This is a genomic window from Comamonas koreensis (genome assembly GCF_014076495.1).
Lineage (GTDB): Bacteria > Pseudomonadota > Gammaproteobacteria > Burkholderiales > Burkholderiaceae_C > Comamonas > Comamonas squillarum.
This window is the reverse complement of the sequence record NZ_CP043575.1, coordinates 5,062,840-5,077,719: the sequence shown is the minus strand read 5'-3', so window position 1 is coordinate 5,077,719 and position 14,880 is coordinate 5,062,840. Positions and strand designations below refer to the sequence as shown.

Sequence of the window (14,880 nt, the reverse complement as noted above, 5' to 3'; positions counted from 1 at the left end):
CTGCATCATGTTGAACAAGAAACAGCAGCGTCTTCGTCGTTCCCTGCAAACCCGTATCCGCATTGCCAACCAAGGCGTTGCGCGTTTGACGGTGAACCGTACGAACCTCCATATCTATGCCACGATCATTTCCGGCGACGGCACCAAGGTGATTGCAACCGCATCTACGGCAGAAGCCGAAGTGCGCAGCAACCTGGGCGCAGCTGGCAAGGGTGGCAACACCGCCGCAGCTACTCTCATCGGCAAGCGCATCGCTGAAAAGGCGAAGGCAGCTGGCGTTGAGAAGGTTGCATTCGACCGTGCAGGTTTTGCCTACCACGGCCGCGTCAAGGCTCTGGCTGATGCAGCCCGCGAAGCCGGCCTGCAGTTCTAAGCGGAGTGGATAGAAATGGCTAAATTTTCCCCCAAGGTGCAAGACCAGGCGAATGACGACGGTTTGCGCGAAAAAATGATCGCGGTCAACCGCGTCACCAAGGTTGTGAAGGGTGGTCGTATTCTCGGCTTCGCTGCACTGACCGTGGTTGGCGATGGTGACGGCCGCGTTGGCATGGGCAAGGGCAAGTCCAAGGAAGTGCCTGCTGCCGTGCAGAAGGCTATGGAAGAAGCCCGTCGCAACATGATCAAGGTTTCGTTGAAGAACGGCACCCTGCATCACAAAGTGATGGGTCACCATGGCGCTGCCAACGTGATGTTGGCTCCTGCCCCCAAGGGTACCGGTATCATCGCCGGCGGCCCCATGCGCGCCGTCTTCGAAGTTCTGGGTATCACCGATATCGTGGCCAAGAGCCATGGTTCGTCGAATCCCTACAACATGGTTCGCGCCACTTTCGACGCTTTGAACAACTCCACGACCCCTGCGGAAGTGGCTGCAAAGCGTGGCAAGTCGGTTGAAGACCTGTTCGTCTGATCGGAGTCACTATGACAACGCAACAAACTGTGAAGGTCCAACTGGTGCGTAGCCCGATTGGTACCAAAGAAGACCACCGCGCCACCGTGCGTGGTCTGGGTCTGCGCAAGCTGAACAGCATCAGCGAACTGAAGGACACCCCCGAAGTGCGCGGTATGATTAACAAGATCGCCTACCTGGTGAAGGTTCTCTGAAAGGATTGATGATGGAACTCAATAGCATCAAGCCTGCAGCAGGTGCCAAGCACGCCAAGCGTCGCGTGGGTCGCGGTATCGGTTCGGGTCTGGGTAAGACCGCCGGCCGTGGTCACAAGGGTCAAAAGTCGCGTTCGGGTGGCTACCACAAGGTAGGCTTCGAAGGCGGTCAAATGCCTTTGCAGCGTCGCCTGCCCAAGCGCGGTTTCAAGTCCACCACGTTGAAGTTCAACGCCGAAGTCTCCCTGGCCGCGCTCGAGCTGCTGGGCGCTGCGGATGTGGATCTGGCAGTGCTCAAGCAAGCCGGTCTGGTTGGCCAACGCGCCAAGGTCGTCAAGGTGATCAACACCGGTGCTCTGTCCAAGGCTGTCAAGCTGAACGGCATCGGCGCCACCGCTGGTGCCAAGGCTGCGATCGAAGCTGCTGGCGGTAGCGTCGCCTAACCCTTTCTGAAAGATTCATCAGTGGCTACGAACACCGCAACTATTGCAAAGACCGGTAAATACGGCGATCTGCGTCGTCGTTTGGTTTTTCTGTTGCTGGCGCTGATCGTCTACCGCATCGGAGCTCATATTCCGGTGCCTGGTATCGATCCCAACCAGTTGCAGCAGCTGTTCAATAGCCAACAGGGTGGCATTCTCAACCTGTTCAACATGTTCTCGGGCGGAGCGCTCTCGCGCTTCACCGTGTTTGCACTGGGGATCATGCCGTACATCTCGGCATCGATCATCATGCAATTGATGACCTACGTCGTCCCGACATTCGAACAGATGAAGAAGGAAGGCGAAGCCGGCCGTCGCAAGATTACCCAGTACACCCGTTACGGTGCATTGGCGCTTGCGCTGTTCCAGTCGCTCGGCATTGCCGTGGCGCTGGAAGGCACTGCCGGTTTGGTCCTCAGCCCTGGTTTCGGGTTCCGTCTTACCGCCGTGGTCAGCTTGACCGCCGGTACGATGTTCCTGATGTGGCTGGGTGAACAGATCACCGAGCGTGGTTTGGGCAACGGGATCTCGATCCTGATTTTCGCCGGTATTGCTGCGGGTCTGCCCAGCTCCATCGGTGGATTGCTCGAATTGGTGCGTACTGGTGCGATGAGCATCATTGCCGCGATCTTCATTGTTCTCGTAGTGGCAGCCGTGACGTACTTCGTCGTGTTTGTCGAGCGTGGACAGCGCAAGATCCTGGTGAACTACGCGCGCCGTCAGGTTGGAAACAAGGTGTATGGTGGTCAGTCTTCGCACTTGCCACTGAAGCTGAACATGGCTGGTGTGATTCCGCCCATCTTCGCTTCGTCGATCATCTTGCTGCCTGCCACTGTTGTGAACTGGTTCAGCGCTGGCGAATCGATGCGTTGGCTCAAGGACATTGCTAGCACGCTGACTCCTGGTCAGCCCATCTATGTGATGTTCTATGCCGCAGCGATCATCTTTTTCTGCTTCTTCTATACGGCCTTGGTTTTCAACAGCCGCGAAACGGCCGATAACCTGAAGAAGAGTGGTGCCTTTATTCCCGGGATTCGACCAGGGGATCAGACAGCACGTTATATTGATAAGATTTTGGTGCGTTTGACGCTTGCGGGTGCTGTTTACATCACCTTCGTGTGTCTGCTGCCAGAGTTCTTGATCCTGAAGTACAACGTTCCGTTCTATTTCGGTGGCACTTCCTTGTTGATCATCGTCGTGGTGACCATGGACTTCATGTCCCAGGTCCAGAACTACATGATGTCTCAGCAGTATGAGTCGCTTCTGAAGAAGGCGAACTTCAAGGCCTCAGCCAAAAACTGAGATCGACAGGAAAGTGTGCCCTCCAGTCTGTTCGGGCTAAATATTTGAAATGCCGTCACAGACTGGAGCGGATGGAAGTTTTAGGAGAATGAAATGAGAGTTTCAGCTTCGGTAAAGAAGATTTGCCGTAACTGCAAGATCATCCGTCGCAAGGGTGTCGTACGCGTGATCTGCACCGACCAGCGCCATAAGCAGCGCCAAGGTTAATCTAAAGTATTAGAGGACACAAATGGCACGTATTGCTGGTATTAACATCCCTCCGCACAAGCATGCGGAGATCGGCCTGACCGCTATCTATGGCATCGGTCGCACCACCGCTCGCAAGATCTGCGAAGCCGCTGGTATCGACTACGCCAAGAAAGTCAAGGACTTCACGGACGCTGATCTGGAAAAGATCCGCGACGCAATCGCTCACCTGACCCTGGAAGGTGACCTGCGCCGTGAAACCACGATGAACATCAAGCGTTTGATGGACATCGGCTGCTACCGCGGTTTCCGTCATCGTCGTGGTCTGCCCATGCGTGGTCAGCGTACCCGCACCAATGCCCGTACCCGCAAGGGTCCGCGCAAAGGCGCAGCGGCTTTGAAGAAATAAAGAGATTGAAGGTACATAATGGCTAAGTCTCAGAACAACGCAGCTGCACGTGTACGTAAGAAAGTTCGCAAGAACATTTCTGACGGCATTGCACACGTTCACGCTTCGTTCAACAACACCATCATCACGATCACCGACCGCCAAGGCAACTCGTTGTCTTGGGCTTCATCCGGTGGCCAGGGTTTCAAGGGCTCGCGCAAGTCGACGCCTTTCGCAGCCCAGGTTGCTTCCGAAGTGGCCGGCCGTGCTGCCATGGAACAGGGCATCAAGAACCTGGACGTCGAGATCAAGGGCCCAGGCCCAGGTCGCGAGTCTTCGGTGCGTGCTCTGGGTGCATTGGGCATCCGCATCACGTCGATCTCCGACGTGACGCCAGTCCCGCACAACGGTTGCCGCCCTCAAAAGCGTCGTCGTATCTAACTCACCATAAGCCCACCGCCGCCAGTGCATGGTGCTCTGGCGGCTCCCGCATTTATGCGGTAGCTGAAAAAAGGATATTCAAGTGGCACGTTTTATTGGCCCTAAGGGCAAACTTTCCCGCCGCGAAGGCGTAGACCTGTTCTTGAAGAGCGCACGTCGCTCGATCGCGGACAAGGTCAAGCTGGACACCAAGCCAGGTCAACACGGCCGCACCTCCGGCACGCGTACCTCGGACTACGGTCTGCAACTGCGTGAAAAGCAAAAGGTCAAGCGCACCTACGGTGTGCTGGAGAAGCAATTCCGCCGTTACTTCGCTGAAGCTGATCGTCGCCGTGGCAACACCGGCGCGAACCTGCTGAGCCTGCTGGAAAGCCGTCTGGACAACGTGGTGTATCGCATGGGCTTTGGCTCGACCCGCTCCGAAGCGCGTCAGCTGGTGTCCCACAAGGCCATCACAGTGAACGGTCAATCCGTCAACATTCCTTCCTACTCGGTGAAGGAAGGCGACGTGGTGGCGGTGCGCGAAAAGTCGAAGAAGCAAGCCCGTATCGTTGAGTCGCTGCAACTGGCTGGTCAAGTGGGCTTCCCCGCTTGGGTGGACGTGTCGGCTGACAAGGCTGAAGGCGTCTTCAAGAAGTCTCCAGACCGCGATGAATTCGGTGCTGACATCAACGAATCGCTGATCGTCGAATTGTATTCTCGTTAATTTCACGGTCGTTTTCGACTGCGAAAGTGTATCCGTCCCAGAACCGCGAGGCATCGCGGTTCTGGTGCTTCACCAGCCTTACCGGTGTAACGAGCCGGGGGTATTGAGAGGAAGTTTGCATGCAGACCAATTTGCTGAAACCCAAGACAATTAACGTAGAACAGCTGGGCCACAATCGCGCCAAGGTAGAGCTGGAGCCGTTTGAACGCGGCTACGGGCACACGCTGGGCAATGCGCTGCGTCGTGTTCTGCTGTCCTCGATGGTGGGTTATGCAGCGACGGAAGTGACCATTGCAGGTGTGCTGCACGAGTACTCGTCTATCGACGGCGTCCAGGAAGATGTGGTCAACATCTTGCTGAACCTCAAGGGCGTGGTGTTCAAGCTCCACAACCGTGACGAAGTGACGCTGAGCCTGCGCAAGGATGGCGAAGGCGTGGTGACGGCTGCTGACATTCAGACGCCTCACGATGTAGAAATCATCAACCCTGATCATGTCATCGCCAACCTGTCGCAAGGCGGCAAGCTGGACATGCAGATCAAGGTGGAAAAAGGCCGTGGCTATGTGCCCGGTAACGTGCGCCGCTACGGTGACGAGTCGACCAAGTCGATCGGCCGCATTGTGCTGGACGCATCGTTCTCGCCGATCAAGCGCGTTAGCTACACGGTCGAATCCGCCCGTGTGGAGCAGCGTACCGATCTGGACAAGCTGGTTCTCGAGATCGAAACCAACGGTGCCATCGCTGCAGAAGATGCAGTGCGCTCGTCGGCCAAGATCCTGGTGGAGCAACTTGCCGTGTTTGCGCAGCTCGAAGGCGGCGCATTGGATGTGTTCGACCAGCCAGGTGGCCAGGCGCGCAACAACGCCACGTTCGATCCGATCCTGCTGCGTCCTGTGGACGAGCTGGAACTGACCGTGCGTTCTGCCAACTGCTTGAAGGCCGAGAACATCTACTACATCGGTGACCTGATCCAGCGCACCGAAAATGAGTTGCTCAAGACCCCGAATCTGGGTCGCAAGTCGCTCAACGAGATCAAGGAAGTGTTGGCTTCCCGTGGTCTGACCCTGGGTATGAAGCTTGAAAACTGGCCACCAGCCGGTTTGGAAAAGCGTTAAGTTATAATGGAGAGCTCTCCCAATGGTGGGGGAGCTCAATCGTAGTGCGTCGAACAGTACCTGATACGGCTGTTTGATTGAATCAATCTAAAAGGAAAAGCACCATGCGTCACGGACACGGCCTCCGCAAACTGAACCGCACCTCGTCTCACCGTAAGGCGATGCTGCAAAACATGATGAATTCGCTCATCGAGCACGAAGCCATCAAGACCACCGTTCCTAAAGCCAAGGAACTGCGCAAGGTGATCGAGCCCATGATCACGCTGGCCAAGGTGGACACCGTGGCTAACCGCCGTCTGGCTTTTGACCGTCTGCGCAGCCGCGACAGCGTCACCAAGCTGTTCAACGTGCTGGGTCCTCGCTCGGCCAACCGTCCAGGCGGCTACACCCGTATCCTGAAGATGGGTTTCCGCGTGGGCGACAACGCGCCTATGGCCTATGTTGAACTGGTGGACCGCGCTGAAGAAGCCGGTGATGCCGCAGCAGAATAAGCCCTCTGCAGGTCCCGACTGAAAAGCCCACTTCGGTGGGCTTTTTCTATGGCGCTGCGCCTTTGCCGATCGCTGCAAGCAGCGCTTGAGGCCCTCATTCCACAAATAGTTTTCCAAATGATGACAAAGCGCTTCGCATTAAGGAAAACCCGAGCTATAATGCAAGTGCGCGATGGAGCAGTCTGGTAGCTCGTTGGGCTCATAACCCAAAGGTCGGAGGTTCAAATCCTTCTCGCGCAACCAGAACATCAAAAGCCAGCTTTCGAGCTGGCTTTTTTGTGCCTGGCTGCCGGGCAGCAACCGTTGCGGACTGGGCTGGTCAGCCTGAAAAGTGGGCCGGTAAGGCCGCCGCTTTGATCCCGCCAAGATTGCTATAAAAGTCGAAGCGCAAAAAATATACGCTAAAAGCGCATTCCGCCAAAATGCAGTACCAAAGTCGCGCTATAATTGCGGTGCGCGATGGAGCAGTCTGGTAGCTCGTTGGGCTCATAACCCAAAGGTCGGAGGTTCAAATCCTTCTCGCGCAACCAAAACACCAAAAGCCAGCTTTCGAGCTGGCTTTTTTGTGCCCGTTTCTCAAGTACCGATGGACACCAAGTCTGATCGCTGCGCTAGCCACCACAGGCAGGGCGGCAGCAGCGCTTGCCCCGCCTCAGATGCTCCTGGCGGGGCCACAGCGCCCCATCAATGCGCGTACAACTGCGCCAGCGAGCGAAAGCCTTTGACCTCGATCGGGTTGCCGCTCGGGTCGTAGAAGAACATCGTCCATTGCTCGCCGGGCTCGCCTTCAAAGCGCACCTGGGGCTCGAGCACAAAGCGTGTGTTGGCGGCGCGCAGGCGCTCGGCCAGCTGCTTCCAGTCCTCGAGTTTCAGCACCAGACCGAAGTGCGGCATCGGCACCTTGTGGTTGCCCACCAGGCCGGTATTGCTGGTCTCAAAGGGTTTGCCCAGGTGGCAGGAGATCTGGTGGTCAAAGAAATCAAAGTCCACCCAGCTGTCGGTGCTGCGGCCTTCGGCGCAGCCGAGCGTGTCGCGGTAGAAGTGGCGTGCAGCATCCAGGTCGTGCACATGGAAGGCGAGATGGAAAAGGCTCTGCATGGTGGCGGGCTCAAAAAGGCAGGTTGCAAGGGTGGTCGTACGCAGCCGCAAGCGATTTATCACATAGGCAGGGGCTGCACAATCCGCTAAGCTGTGCAGCATACACCCTGGCATTGCACACGCGGCCGACGGCCCAACTCCTGGAGACAACACCATGCAAGACTCCGCCCCGTCTTTCAACCCCTTTGCCCCCGGCTTTGATTTTCTGCAAAAGCTCGCAGCGGGCGGTAGCTCCAAGCCTTCTGCGGCCTTTGCGCAATGGCAGGAATGGGTGGCGCCGACGATGAATGTGCCGGACCTGGAAAAGCGCATTCAGGAGCTCAAGACCGTGCTGTTCTGGCTGGAGCAGAACCAGCGGGCGCTGGCCGCCACCATCCAGGCGATGGAAGTGCAGAAGATGACCTTGTCGGCCTTGCAGACGATGAATGTGCCGGTAGAGAACTGGGCCAGCACCATGGTGCAAAGCTGGCAGCAGTTTGCCCAGAGCACGGCTGCGCAGGCGCAACAAGCGGCAGCGGTGGCGCCAACAACCACCGAGACGCCCAGCCCCGCCCCTGCAGCCGCAACCACACCCGCGCCCGCGCCCGCACCGGCCGCTGCCGCAACAGAACAGCCCGAGAAATCTGAACAGGCCAGTGCCGCCGCCGCTTCGGCGACCGACCCCATGCAGTGGTGGGGCGCGCTGACCCAGCAGTTCCAGCACATCGCCCAGCAGGCTGTGCAGGATGTCACCGAGCAGGCGATGGTCCATGCAGCCAGTACCCAACGGGCGGCAGCCTCCGCTGCGCAGGCGGTGCGCAGCACAGCCCAGGAGATGGCCGAAGCCGGCAAGGCGGCGGCCAAGGCCGCGATGGGCCAGCAGACATCGGCCAAGCGCAGCGCTGCTGCGGCAGGCCGCAGCAAGGCTGCCACAGCAGCTGGTCAGAAGCCTAGGAGCGGGCCGCAGGCTGGCGCAGGAAGCGGCTCCAGCAAGCCAGCACCCCGCAAGGCGACACCGTCCAAAGGCGCAGGCTCTGCCAACGGCGCCCGCCAAGCCGCCCCAAGCAAGGTCGCCTCACGGAACGCCGCGCCCCGCAAGCCTTCCTCCGGCCAGCGTTGAGCCAGCAAGAACGCTTGAGTGATCGTGATTTTTTAGCGCGGGACTGGGCCGGCAGCCGCGCAGCAGCAGGTTGTTGACAATGGCAGGCACAAAGCTTTTTCCCTATGGTCATGTGACCCATCCCGACTGGCGGATGGCTGTGGCGCTGGTGGTGGCGCAACTGAGAGGCCGCATGGCCCAGGCGGGCTATGCCAGCGCGCCCAACCTCGGCCTGGTGTATTTTACGGATGCCTTTGCACGCCATGCGCCGCAGTTGCTGGAGGCCTTGCAGGACGAGTTTCCGCAGATCGGCGACTGGAGCGGCTCGGTCGGCGTTGGCGTGATGGCCTCGCATGCCGAGTACCTGAACGAGCCGGCGCTGTCGGTCATGCTGCTGGAGCTGCCTGCCCATTCCTACCGCTTGTTCTCAGGCATTGCGCCGCTGCCGGTGGCGCCTACATCGCCCTGGGACCGCGCGCTGGTGCATGCCGATGCGGGCCTGCCGGATTTTGCAGAACTGCTCGAAGAGCTGGCCGCGCGCACGCGCGCTGGCAGCGTGCTGGGCGGCCTCAATTCCGAGGCGGTAGCGCCGCTGCAACTGGCCTGGAGCAAGGCGCTGGGCCCCAGTCACAACGGGGTGCTGCGCGGTGGGCTTTCGGGCCTGGCGTTCTCTGCCGATGCCGGCGTGGTGCAAGAGCTGACCCAGGGCTGCCAGGTGATGGGTGCGCGCATGCGCATCACCGCAATGCAAGGCCATGTGGTGCTGGCTTTGGATGGCCGGCCCGCGCTCGATGTGCTTGAGGAGCTGATGCCCGTGCGGCTGGATGCGGACCCCGAGCGGGCCACCCGCACGATGCGCCATATCCATGCCGCGCTGGAGCCGCATGCGCCCGAATCGGCTGTGCATGCCGGGCAGCTGGGCCCGGAGGCGCGCGTGGTGCCGCTGGTGGGCGTGGACATGGTCAGCCGGGGCATTGTGCTGTCAGAGCAGGCGCAGCCCCAGCAGTACCTGTGCTTTTGCCAGCGCAACCTGTCGGCGGCCCGCGCCGATTTGCTGCGCATGTGTGCCGAGCTGCAAGAGTCACTGTCCCCCGCCGAGGCGCAAACCGGCCTGCCGCTGGGCGATAGCGCGCTGGGCGATGCGGCGGCCGGCCGCCGCATTGCGGGGGCCGTCTATATCAGCTGCGCGCAGCGGGCGAGCCCCTATTTCGGCGTGCCTGGTGCCGAGCTGGAGCTGATCCACCATGTGCTGGGCGATATCCCGCTGGTGGGCTTTTTCAGCCAGGGCGAGATTGCCGGCCAGCAGCTGCACCGCTATGCCGGTGCGCTGATGCTGTTTACCCAGGCGGCTTAACGATTGCCACCCGGCTGAAGGCGCCGCATTTCGGTAAACACCGACAGCTCCCAACTGCGCATCGCCAGCAGCAGGGTATAGCCTTCGCGCTCCTTCTCGGGCAGGCGCTGGTCGGTCAGGTGCTGCTGGGCAAAATCCTGGGCCACGCGCTGCAGGCGCTCCAAAAAGGCGGGGGCCAAGGTGCGGCTGATGGCGCCATGCACGAGCATCAAACCCTCTCCGGATTTGTCGAACGTGCCCAAGAAATAGTCGTGCACCGCGTTCTCGCGAAAATACTCCATCACCGGGCCATGCGGGCGCCAGCGGAAGGTCTTGGCCAGCTTGAGCCGGTAGCGGTTCATCGGGCGCAGCTCGATGATGCCGATGCGGTCGAGCTGCGCCAGGTACTTGATGCCCTCGGCCTCGCTCAAGCGGTAGGTGGCCAGCACCTGCTCCAGCGTCCACTGGCTGAGCACGCAGATGGCCATCAGCAGCAGCTTCTTGTCTGCCACCACCGCCTGCTCCTGCTGCTGCGTCAGCTCCTTGATCAGCGGCTGGTTGTCGGCCACGCGGCGTGCCAGGTCGGCAAAATCGAGGCGCAGCACATGGCAGATGGCATCGATGCGCGACAGCGGCATGTCGCCCTTGGCCAGCATGCGCTTGACGCTGGACTCGGCCATGCCCAGCGCCTCGGCCAGGTCTGCATAGGTCATTTGTGCGGCTTTTAGCTCTTTTTTCAATGCCAGTACCAGATCGGCGGTGGTGCTCATGGGTATCGTCCTGTCATACTTTGGGTGCCATCATAGGGGATCGCGCCGGGATTGCGAGACGCTCTGGCGCGCCAGCGGCACAGTGCAGGTCATGACTGATACCTCCCAACCTCCAAGCCCCCGCAGCCTGGCTGCGGAATGCGTGCTTTACGCCTTCTATGCCGCCATGCTGGCCCTTGCCTGCCTGGGGCCCTATGTGCCGCAGGCGGCCCATTACCATGACTTCGCCGATCAGCGCCCGCTGCTGGGCCTGGCCAACGCGGCCGATGTACTGAGCAATCTGCCGTTCCTGCTGGTCGGCATCTGGGGCTTGTTGGCGAGTGTCAAAACACCCGCTGACACCTTGCGATCCCAAGGCGCGCAGCCCTGGTTGCTGCTGGTGTTTGGCGGTTTGGTGCTGACTGCCGTCGGTTCGTCCTACTACCACCTGCTGCCCGGCGATGTGCGTGTCTTCTGGGACCGCATGGGCATGGTGCCGGTGTTTGCCGGTGTGCTGGGCCTGGCGCTGCAGTCGCAGCTGAATGCCCGCGCCGCCTGGCTGACAGCACTCGCCGTGCTGCTGGGCGGGCCACTGGCGCTGTGGATCTGGTTGCAGACCGGGCAGCTGCTGCCCTGGGCCGTGTTGCAGGGCGCTGGCATGGTACTGCTGGTGGTAGTGGCGCTGTGGCAGCAGCGCAGCCCGCCGGCCGCGCCACTTATCCGCTGGCCCCTGGCGGCCGTTGTGGCCTGGTATGCGCTGGCCAAGCTGTTCGAGCTGGGCGATGCCGCCGTCTGGGCCGGCAGCGGCCATCTGGTGGCCGGCCATGCGCTCAAGCACCTGGCCGCTGCGCTTGCGCTGGTGCCACTGTTGCGAACGGCGCTGCAAGCGCGCCAACTGGCGTGCCCAAACCGCGCGTCCGCAGGCACAATCGGGGACGGCGCGCTGGGGGCAGTGCGTTTGCGCTGAATGCCCGGTACCGACCACCCCCACCGCCCTTGATCCGCCAGGAGATGCTTGTTCCATGAACCGTCCACATGCCCCGTCTGTGCCTGCCTTCGATGCGCCAGACCACCCCAACCAGTTTGCCTTGCTGGGCCAGCGCCGCTTTGCCCCCTTCTTCTGGACCCAGTTTGCCGGGGCCGCCAACGACAACCTGTTCAAGTTCGCCTTCACCGTCATGGTGACCTACCAGCTGCAGGTGGCCTGGATGCCGCCTGCCATGGCCGGCCTGGTGATCGGGGCCTTGTTCATCCTGCCTTTTCTGCTGTTCTCGGCGACCTCGGGGCAGCTGACCGACAAGTACGAAAAGCACCGCATGATCCGCTTCGTCAAGGACCTGGAGATTGGCGTGATGCTGATCGCTGGTGTGGGCTTCTGGATCGAGAGCCCGGCTGTGCTGCTGGGCTGCGTGTTCTTGATGGGCCTGCATTCCACGCTGTTCGGGCCGGTGAAGTTTGCCTACCTGCCCCAGGTGCTGCGCGACGATGAGCTGACCGGCGGCAATGGCATGGTCGAGATGGGCACCTTTGTCGCCATCTTGCTGGGCAATGTGGTGGGTGGGCTGCTGGTGGCTCTGCCCGGTATCGGCCATGCCGCGGTGGGCGTGGCCTGCCTGGGCCTGGCGGTGGTGGGTCGCCTCACCGCGCAAGGCGTGCCGGTGGTGCCGGCCACCGACCCGGGCCTCCAGATCAACTGGAACCCGGTGAGCGAGACCTGGCGCAACCTGAAGTTGGCGCATGGCAATGTGGTGGTGTTCCGCTCGCTGCTGGGCATCAGCTGGATGTGGTTCTTTGGCGCGGTGTTTCTGAGCCAGTTCCCCAGCTTTGCCAAGGAGGTGCTGCATGGCAATGAGCATGTCGCTTCGCTGCTGCTGGTGGTGTTTTCCATCGGTATCGGCCTGGGTTCGCTGCTGTGCGAGGTGCTCTCGCGCCGCCAGGTGGAGATTGGCCTGGTGCCCATTGGCACCATCGGCATGAGCGTGTTTGCGATTGACCTGTACTTTGCCTCGCGCGGCCTGGCGCAGCCGGCCCAGGCCTGGACGGCACTGGGCTTCATCAGCCAGCCGGCGCACTGGCGCGTGATGGCCGATCTGGCGCTGCTGTCGCTGTTTGCGGGCCTGTACAGCGTGCCCATGTATGCGCTGATCCAGCTGCGCAGCCAGCCCACGCACCGCGCCCGCATCATTGCGGCCAACAATATCTTGAATGCGCTGTTCATGATTGCCAGCTCGGTGATCGCTGGCGCCTTGCTGGGCGCGGGCTTCACGGTGCCGCAGATTTTCCTGTTCACCGGCATTGCCAATGCGATTGTCGCCACGTACATCTTCTTGCTGGTGCCTGAATACCTGCTGCGCTGCATTGCCTGGCTGGTCACCAACCTGGTCTACCGCTTTCGCGTGCAGGGCGCGCAGCACATCCCCACCAGCGGGCCGGCGCTGCTGACCTGCAACCATGTGAGCTTTGTCGACCCCATTTTGATGATGGCCGCCAGCCCGCGCCCGATCTACTTTGTGATGGACTACCGTATCTTCCGCACGCCCCTGCTGGGCTGGCTGTTCCGCCTGTGCAAAGCCATTCCGGTGGCGCCCCGCAGCGAAGACCCTGCCGTCTACGAGGCCGCCTTTGCCCGCGCCGCGCAGGTGCTGCGCGAGGGCGATCTGCTCGCTATCTTTCCCGAGGGCGGCATCACCCGCGACGGCGAGCTGCAGGCCTTCAAGGGCGGTGTGATGAAGATCCTGGAGCAGGCCCGTGCAGATGGGCTGGACGTGCCCGTGGTGCCGATGGCACTGACCAACCTCTGGGGGTCGTTTTTCAGCCGCATCGAGCCCCAAGGCGCGATGACCCGGCCGTTCCGCCGAGGCTTGTTCAACCGCGTGACCTTGCGCATTGGAGCGGCCAGCCCGGCTGCCGAGTGTTCTGCCGAGCAACTGCGCCAGCGTGTGGGCGAGCTGCTGGACCAGGAGGGCGGCCATGGCAGTGGCTCGCCCGCTTTGGGATAATGCAGGCTGGACAACGAATGGCTTTGTGATGACCTCTTTATCGATTCTGTGCAAAAGCGTGGCAGCCCTGGTGGCTGTGTCCGCCCTGGCCGCCTGCAGCAGCTCTTCGGGCCTCAAGCCGCTGCGTGACCCCGACGAGAAGGAAGCCGCCTCCTACGCCACCACCTATGCCGGCCCGCGCAGCCCTGCATCGGCCTACTGCGTGCAGATGGGCGGCTCCTTGCTCAACACGCCCAAGGGCAAGAACACGGTGTGCAAATTCCCCGACGGCAAGGAAATGGACCCCTGGGACCTGTTCTGGCGCGACAACCCGATGAACTGAGGACCGCAAGGTGACTATAAAAAACCCTGCCAGCGCATGGTGCGCTGGCAGGGTTTTGTCTTGCGGAGCCTGTGGCGGGCTAGGCGGGGCTCAGGGGTTTAGATGACGCCATGCGTCTTGAACCAGTCCTGCATGCGCTTCCAGCCGTCATCTGCCGCATCCTTGCGGTAGCTGGGGCGGTAGTCGGCATGGAAGGCGTGGCCCGCTTCGGGATAGACATGAAAGCTCGATGCAGCAGCGGCCGCATTGCCTGCGGCACCGGCCTTTTGCAGGCTTTGCTTCATGGCCTCCACGGACTCAAGCGGAATCCCCTGGTCCTTGCCGCCGTAGAGGCCGAGCACGGGGGCCTTGAGCGCGCTGCTGAGGTCAATCGGGTGCTTGGGCTGCAACTCGCTGGCAGCGCCTTGCAGGCGGCCATACCAGGCAACACCGGCCTTGACCTTGCCGGTGGCGGCATACAGCCAAGTGATGCGGCCACCCCAGCAAAAACCGGTGATGCCGGCGCGGCTGGTGTCGCCGCCATTGTCCTTGGCCCAGGCGAGGGCGGCGTCCAGGTCCTTGATGACCTGGGCATCGGGCACTTTGCTGACCAGCTCGCTTTGGAGCTGGCTGATCTCGGTGTACTTGCGTGGGTCGCCCTGGCGCGCAAACAGCTCGGGCGCAATGGCCAGGTAGCCCAACTGGGCCAGGCGGCGGCAGGTGTCGGCGATGTAGTCGTGCACGCCAAAGATTTCCTGGATCACCAGCACCACCGGCAGGTGGGTCTTGCCAGCAGGCGCTGCGCGGTAGGCGCTGACCTGGAAGCCGTCAACCGTGTACTGGATCGTGCCGGCCGTCAGACCGGTATCGGGGGTCTTGATGGCGGTTTGCGCCATCACTGGCACCGCTGCTGCGGCGTAGCCTACGCCCAGCGCCATTTGCAGGGCGCTGCGGCGGGTGCTGCCGGCCAAGGTGGCGCGGCCAGGGAGAAGGGAGTCGAAATCGGCATTGCTGGGAGTCTGGGACATAGGATTTCCTTTTCTGCGGATGGCAGGCCCATTATGGGGGACGATAAAAAACAGCCCGTGACAAGGTGGCTGGCGCGCCGGC

The 14,880-nt window shown here is 61.2% G+C and carries 19 protein-coding genes and 2 tRNA genes; 18 read left to right on the top strand and 3 right to left on the bottom strand.

Translation table 11 applies throughout. From position 1 onward, the window contains the following. Window positions 1-7 precede the first annotated feature (7 nt). From rplR to F0Q04_RS23165, 13 genes are all read left to right on the top strand, one after another. Window positions 8-373: a 50S ribosomal protein L18 gene (gene rplR, locus F0Q04_RS23225; RefSeq protein WP_021028312.1), complete on the top strand. Its 366-nt coding sequence runs from the start codon at window positions 8-10 to the stop codon at window positions 371-373. Window positions 374-388: 15 nt separating this feature from the next. Beyond that, a complete protein-coding gene (rpsE, locus tag F0Q04_RS23220; protein WP_027011217.1) occupies window positions 389-907 on the top strand; it encodes a 30S ribosomal protein S5 in 519 nt (172 codons plus the stop codon). A gap of 11 nt (window positions 908-918) precedes the next feature. Beyond that, a complete protein-coding gene (gene rpmD / locus F0Q04_RS23215) occupies window positions 919-1,101 on the top strand; it encodes a 50S ribosomal protein L30 (protein WP_021028314.1) in 183 nt (60 codons plus the stop codon). A gap of 11 nt (window positions 1,102-1,112) precedes the next feature. Further along, the gene (gene rplO, locus F0Q04_RS23210; protein ID WP_027011218.1) at window positions 1,113-1,544 is read left to right on the top strand and encodes a 50S ribosomal protein L15; all 432 of its coding nucleotides are present in this window, start codon (window positions 1,113-1,115) and stop codon (window positions 1,542-1,544) included. Window positions 1,545-1,565: 21 nt separating this feature from the next. After that, window positions 1,566-2,885: a preprotein translocase subunit SecY gene (gene secY / locus F0Q04_RS23205; RefSeq protein WP_021028316.1), complete on the top strand. Its 1,320-nt coding sequence runs from the start codon at window positions 1,566-1,568 to the stop codon at window positions 2,883-2,885. Between the two features lie 93 nt (window positions 2,886-2,978). Then, a complete protein-coding gene (gene rpmJ / locus F0Q04_RS23200) occupies window positions 2,979-3,092 on the top strand; it encodes a 50S ribosomal protein L36 (protein WP_003050535.1) in 114 nt (37 codons plus the stop codon). A gap of 22 nt (window positions 3,093-3,114) precedes the next feature. Then, window positions 3,115-3,480 (top strand): 30S ribosomal protein S13, encoded by a 366-nt coding sequence (gene rpsM, locus F0Q04_RS23195; protein WP_021028317.1) that lies wholly within the window; start codon window positions 3,115-3,117, stop codon window positions 3,478-3,480. Between the two features lie 18 nt (window positions 3,481-3,498). Then, on the top strand, window positions 3,499-3,900 hold the full coding sequence (gene rpsK, locus F0Q04_RS23190) for a 30S ribosomal protein S11 (protein ID WP_021028318.1): 402 nt from the start codon (window positions 3,499-3,501) through the stop codon (window positions 3,898-3,900). Window positions 3,901-3,982: 82 nt separating this feature from the next. Next, complete coding sequence (rpsD, locus tag F0Q04_RS23185; protein ID WP_021028319.1) at window positions 3,983-4,606, top strand: 30S ribosomal protein S4; 624 nt, start codon at window positions 3,983-3,985, stop codon at window positions 4,604-4,606. A gap of 119 nt (window positions 4,607-4,725) precedes the next feature. Then, window positions 4,726-5,721, top strand: a complete 996-nt coding sequence (locus F0Q04_RS23180) for a DNA-directed RNA polymerase subunit alpha (RefSeq protein ID WP_021028320.1) — start codon at window positions 4,726-4,728, stop codon at window positions 5,719-5,721. A 104-nt stretch (window positions 5,722-5,825) separates the two neighbouring features. Next, window positions 5,826-6,212 (top strand): 50S ribosomal protein L17, encoded by a 387-nt coding sequence (rplQ, locus tag F0Q04_RS23175; protein ID WP_021028321.1) that lies wholly within the window; start codon window positions 5,826-5,828, stop codon window positions 6,210-6,212. Window positions 6,213-6,378: 166 nt separating this feature from the next. Beyond that, a tRNA-Met gene (locus tag F0Q04_RS23170) sits at window positions 6,379-6,455 on the top strand. Between the two features lie 210 nt (window positions 6,456-6,665). After that, window positions 6,666-6,742: transfer RNA gene (locus F0Q04_RS23165), tRNA-Met, on the top strand. A gap of 154 nt (window positions 6,743-6,896) precedes the next feature. Here F0Q04_RS23165 and F0Q04_RS23160 read toward each other — a convergent pair. Next, entirely contained in the window at window positions 6,897-7,310 is a 414-nt protein-coding gene (locus F0Q04_RS23160) for a VOC family protein (RefSeq protein ID WP_182343739.1), read from the bottom strand. A 154-nt stretch (window positions 7,311-7,464) separates the two neighbouring features. Between F0Q04_RS23160 and F0Q04_RS23155 the strand changes: the two genes are divergently transcribed. Continuing rightward, on the top strand, window positions 7,465-8,409 hold the full coding sequence (locus tag F0Q04_RS23155) for a PhaM family polyhydroxyalkanoate granule multifunctional regulatory protein (RefSeq protein ID WP_182343737.1): 945 nt from the start codon (window positions 7,465-7,467) through the stop codon (window positions 8,407-8,409). A 112-nt stretch (window positions 8,410-8,521) separates the two neighbouring features. Then, window positions 8,522-9,742, top strand: a complete 1,221-nt coding sequence (locus F0Q04_RS23150) for an FIST signal transduction protein (protein WP_232539459.1) — start codon at window positions 8,522-8,524, stop codon at window positions 9,740-9,742. Here F0Q04_RS23150 and F0Q04_RS23145 read toward each other — a convergent pair. After that, window positions 9,739-10,491, bottom strand: coding sequence for a helix-turn-helix domain-containing protein (locus tag F0Q04_RS23145; RefSeq protein WP_182343735.1), 753 nt, complete (start codon window positions 10,489-10,491; stop codon window positions 9,739-9,741). The two genes, F0Q04_RS23150 and F0Q04_RS23145, sit on opposite strands and share 4 nt — an antisense overlap. A gap of 91 nt (window positions 10,492-10,582) precedes the next feature. On the opposite strand from F0Q04_RS23145, the gene F0Q04_RS23140 reads away from it, so the two are divergent. Genes F0Q04_RS23140 through F0Q04_RS23130 form a run of 3 tightly spaced genes read left to right on the top strand, consistent with a single transcriptional unit; the run spans window position 10,583 to window position 13,791 of the window. Beyond that, entirely contained in the window at window positions 10,583-11,437 is an 855-nt protein-coding gene (locus F0Q04_RS23140; RefSeq protein ID WP_133248159.1) for a hypothetical protein, read from the top strand. 55 nt (window positions 11,438-11,492) lie between these two features. Further along, window positions 11,493-13,469, top strand: coding sequence for an MFS transporter (locus tag F0Q04_RS23135; protein ID WP_116926320.1), 1,977 nt, complete (start codon window positions 11,493-11,495; stop codon window positions 13,467-13,469). A 28-nt stretch (window positions 13,470-13,497) separates the two neighbouring features. Next, window positions 13,498-13,791: a DUF333 domain-containing protein gene (locus F0Q04_RS23130; RefSeq protein WP_182343733.1), complete on the top strand. Its 294-nt coding sequence runs from the start codon at window positions 13,498-13,500 to the stop codon at window positions 13,789-13,791. A 98-nt stretch (window positions 13,792-13,889) separates the two neighbouring features. On the opposite strand, the gene F0Q04_RS23125 is transcribed toward F0Q04_RS23130, so the two are convergent. Next, window positions 13,890-14,798, bottom strand: coding sequence for a dienelactone hydrolase family protein (locus F0Q04_RS23125; RefSeq protein WP_116926322.1), 909 nt, complete (start codon window positions 14,796-14,798; stop codon window positions 13,890-13,892). Window positions 14,799-14,880 lie beyond the last annotated feature (82 nt).

Excerpts from the sequence above, each read along its gene's own strand:
- F0Q04_RS23130 (WP_182343733.1), top strand. The coding sequence starts at position 13,498 with ATGACCTCTTTATCGATTCTGTGCAAAAGCGTGGCAGCCCTGGTGGCT.
- F0Q04_RS23125 (WP_116926322.1), bottom strand. The coding sequence starts at position 14,798 with ATGTCCCAGACTCCCAGCAATGCCGATTTCGACTCCCTTCTCCCTGGC.
- rpsE (WP_027011217.1), top strand. The coding sequence starts at position 389 with ATGGCTAAATTTTCCCCCAAGGTGCAAGACCAGGCGAATGACGACGGT.
- F0Q04_RS23145 (WP_182343735.1), bottom strand. The coding sequence starts at position 10,491 with ATGAGCACCACCGCCGATCTGGTACTGGCATTGAAAAAAGAGCTAAAA.
- F0Q04_RS23135 (WP_116926320.1), top strand. The coding sequence starts at position 11,493 with ATGAACCGTCCACATGCCCCGTCTGTGCCTGCCTTCGATGCGCCAGAC.
- rpsM (WP_021028317.1), top strand. The coding sequence starts at position 3,115 with ATGGCACGTATTGCTGGTATTAACATCCCTCCGCACAAGCATGCGGAG.
- F0Q04_RS23160 (WP_182343739.1), bottom strand. The coding sequence starts at position 7,310 with ATGCAGAGCCTTTTCCATCTCGCCTTCCATGTGCACGACCTGGATGCT.
- F0Q04_RS23155 (WP_182343737.1), top strand. The coding sequence starts at position 7,465 with ATGCAAGACTCCGCCCCGTCTTTCAACCCCTTTGCCCCCGGCTTTGAT.
- rplR (WP_021028312.1), top strand. The coding sequence starts at position 8 with ATGTTGAACAAGAAACAGCAGCGTCTTCGTCGTTCCCTGCAAACCCGT.
- rpmJ (WP_003050535.1), top strand. The coding sequence starts at position 2,979 with ATGAGAGTTTCAGCTTCGGTAAAGAAGATTTGCCGTAACTGCAAGATC.
- rplO (WP_027011218.1), top strand. The coding sequence starts at position 1,113 with ATGGAACTCAATAGCATCAAGCCTGCAGCAGGTGCCAAGCACGCCAAG.
- F0Q04_RS23140 (WP_133248159.1), top strand. The coding sequence starts at position 10,583 with ATGACTGATACCTCCCAACCTCCAAGCCCCCGCAGCCTGGCTGCGGAA.
- rpsK (WP_021028318.1), top strand. The coding sequence starts at position 3,499 with ATGGCTAAGTCTCAGAACAACGCAGCTGCACGTGTACGTAAGAAAGTT.
- F0Q04_RS23180 (WP_021028320.1), top strand. The coding sequence starts at position 4,726 with ATGCAGACCAATTTGCTGAAACCCAAGACAATTAACGTAGAACAGCTG.
- rpmD (WP_021028314.1), top strand. The coding sequence starts at position 919 with ATGACAACGCAACAAACTGTGAAGGTCCAACTGGTGCGTAGCCCGATT.
- rplQ (WP_021028321.1), top strand. The coding sequence starts at position 5,826 with ATGCGTCACGGACACGGCCTCCGCAAACTGAACCGCACCTCGTCTCAC.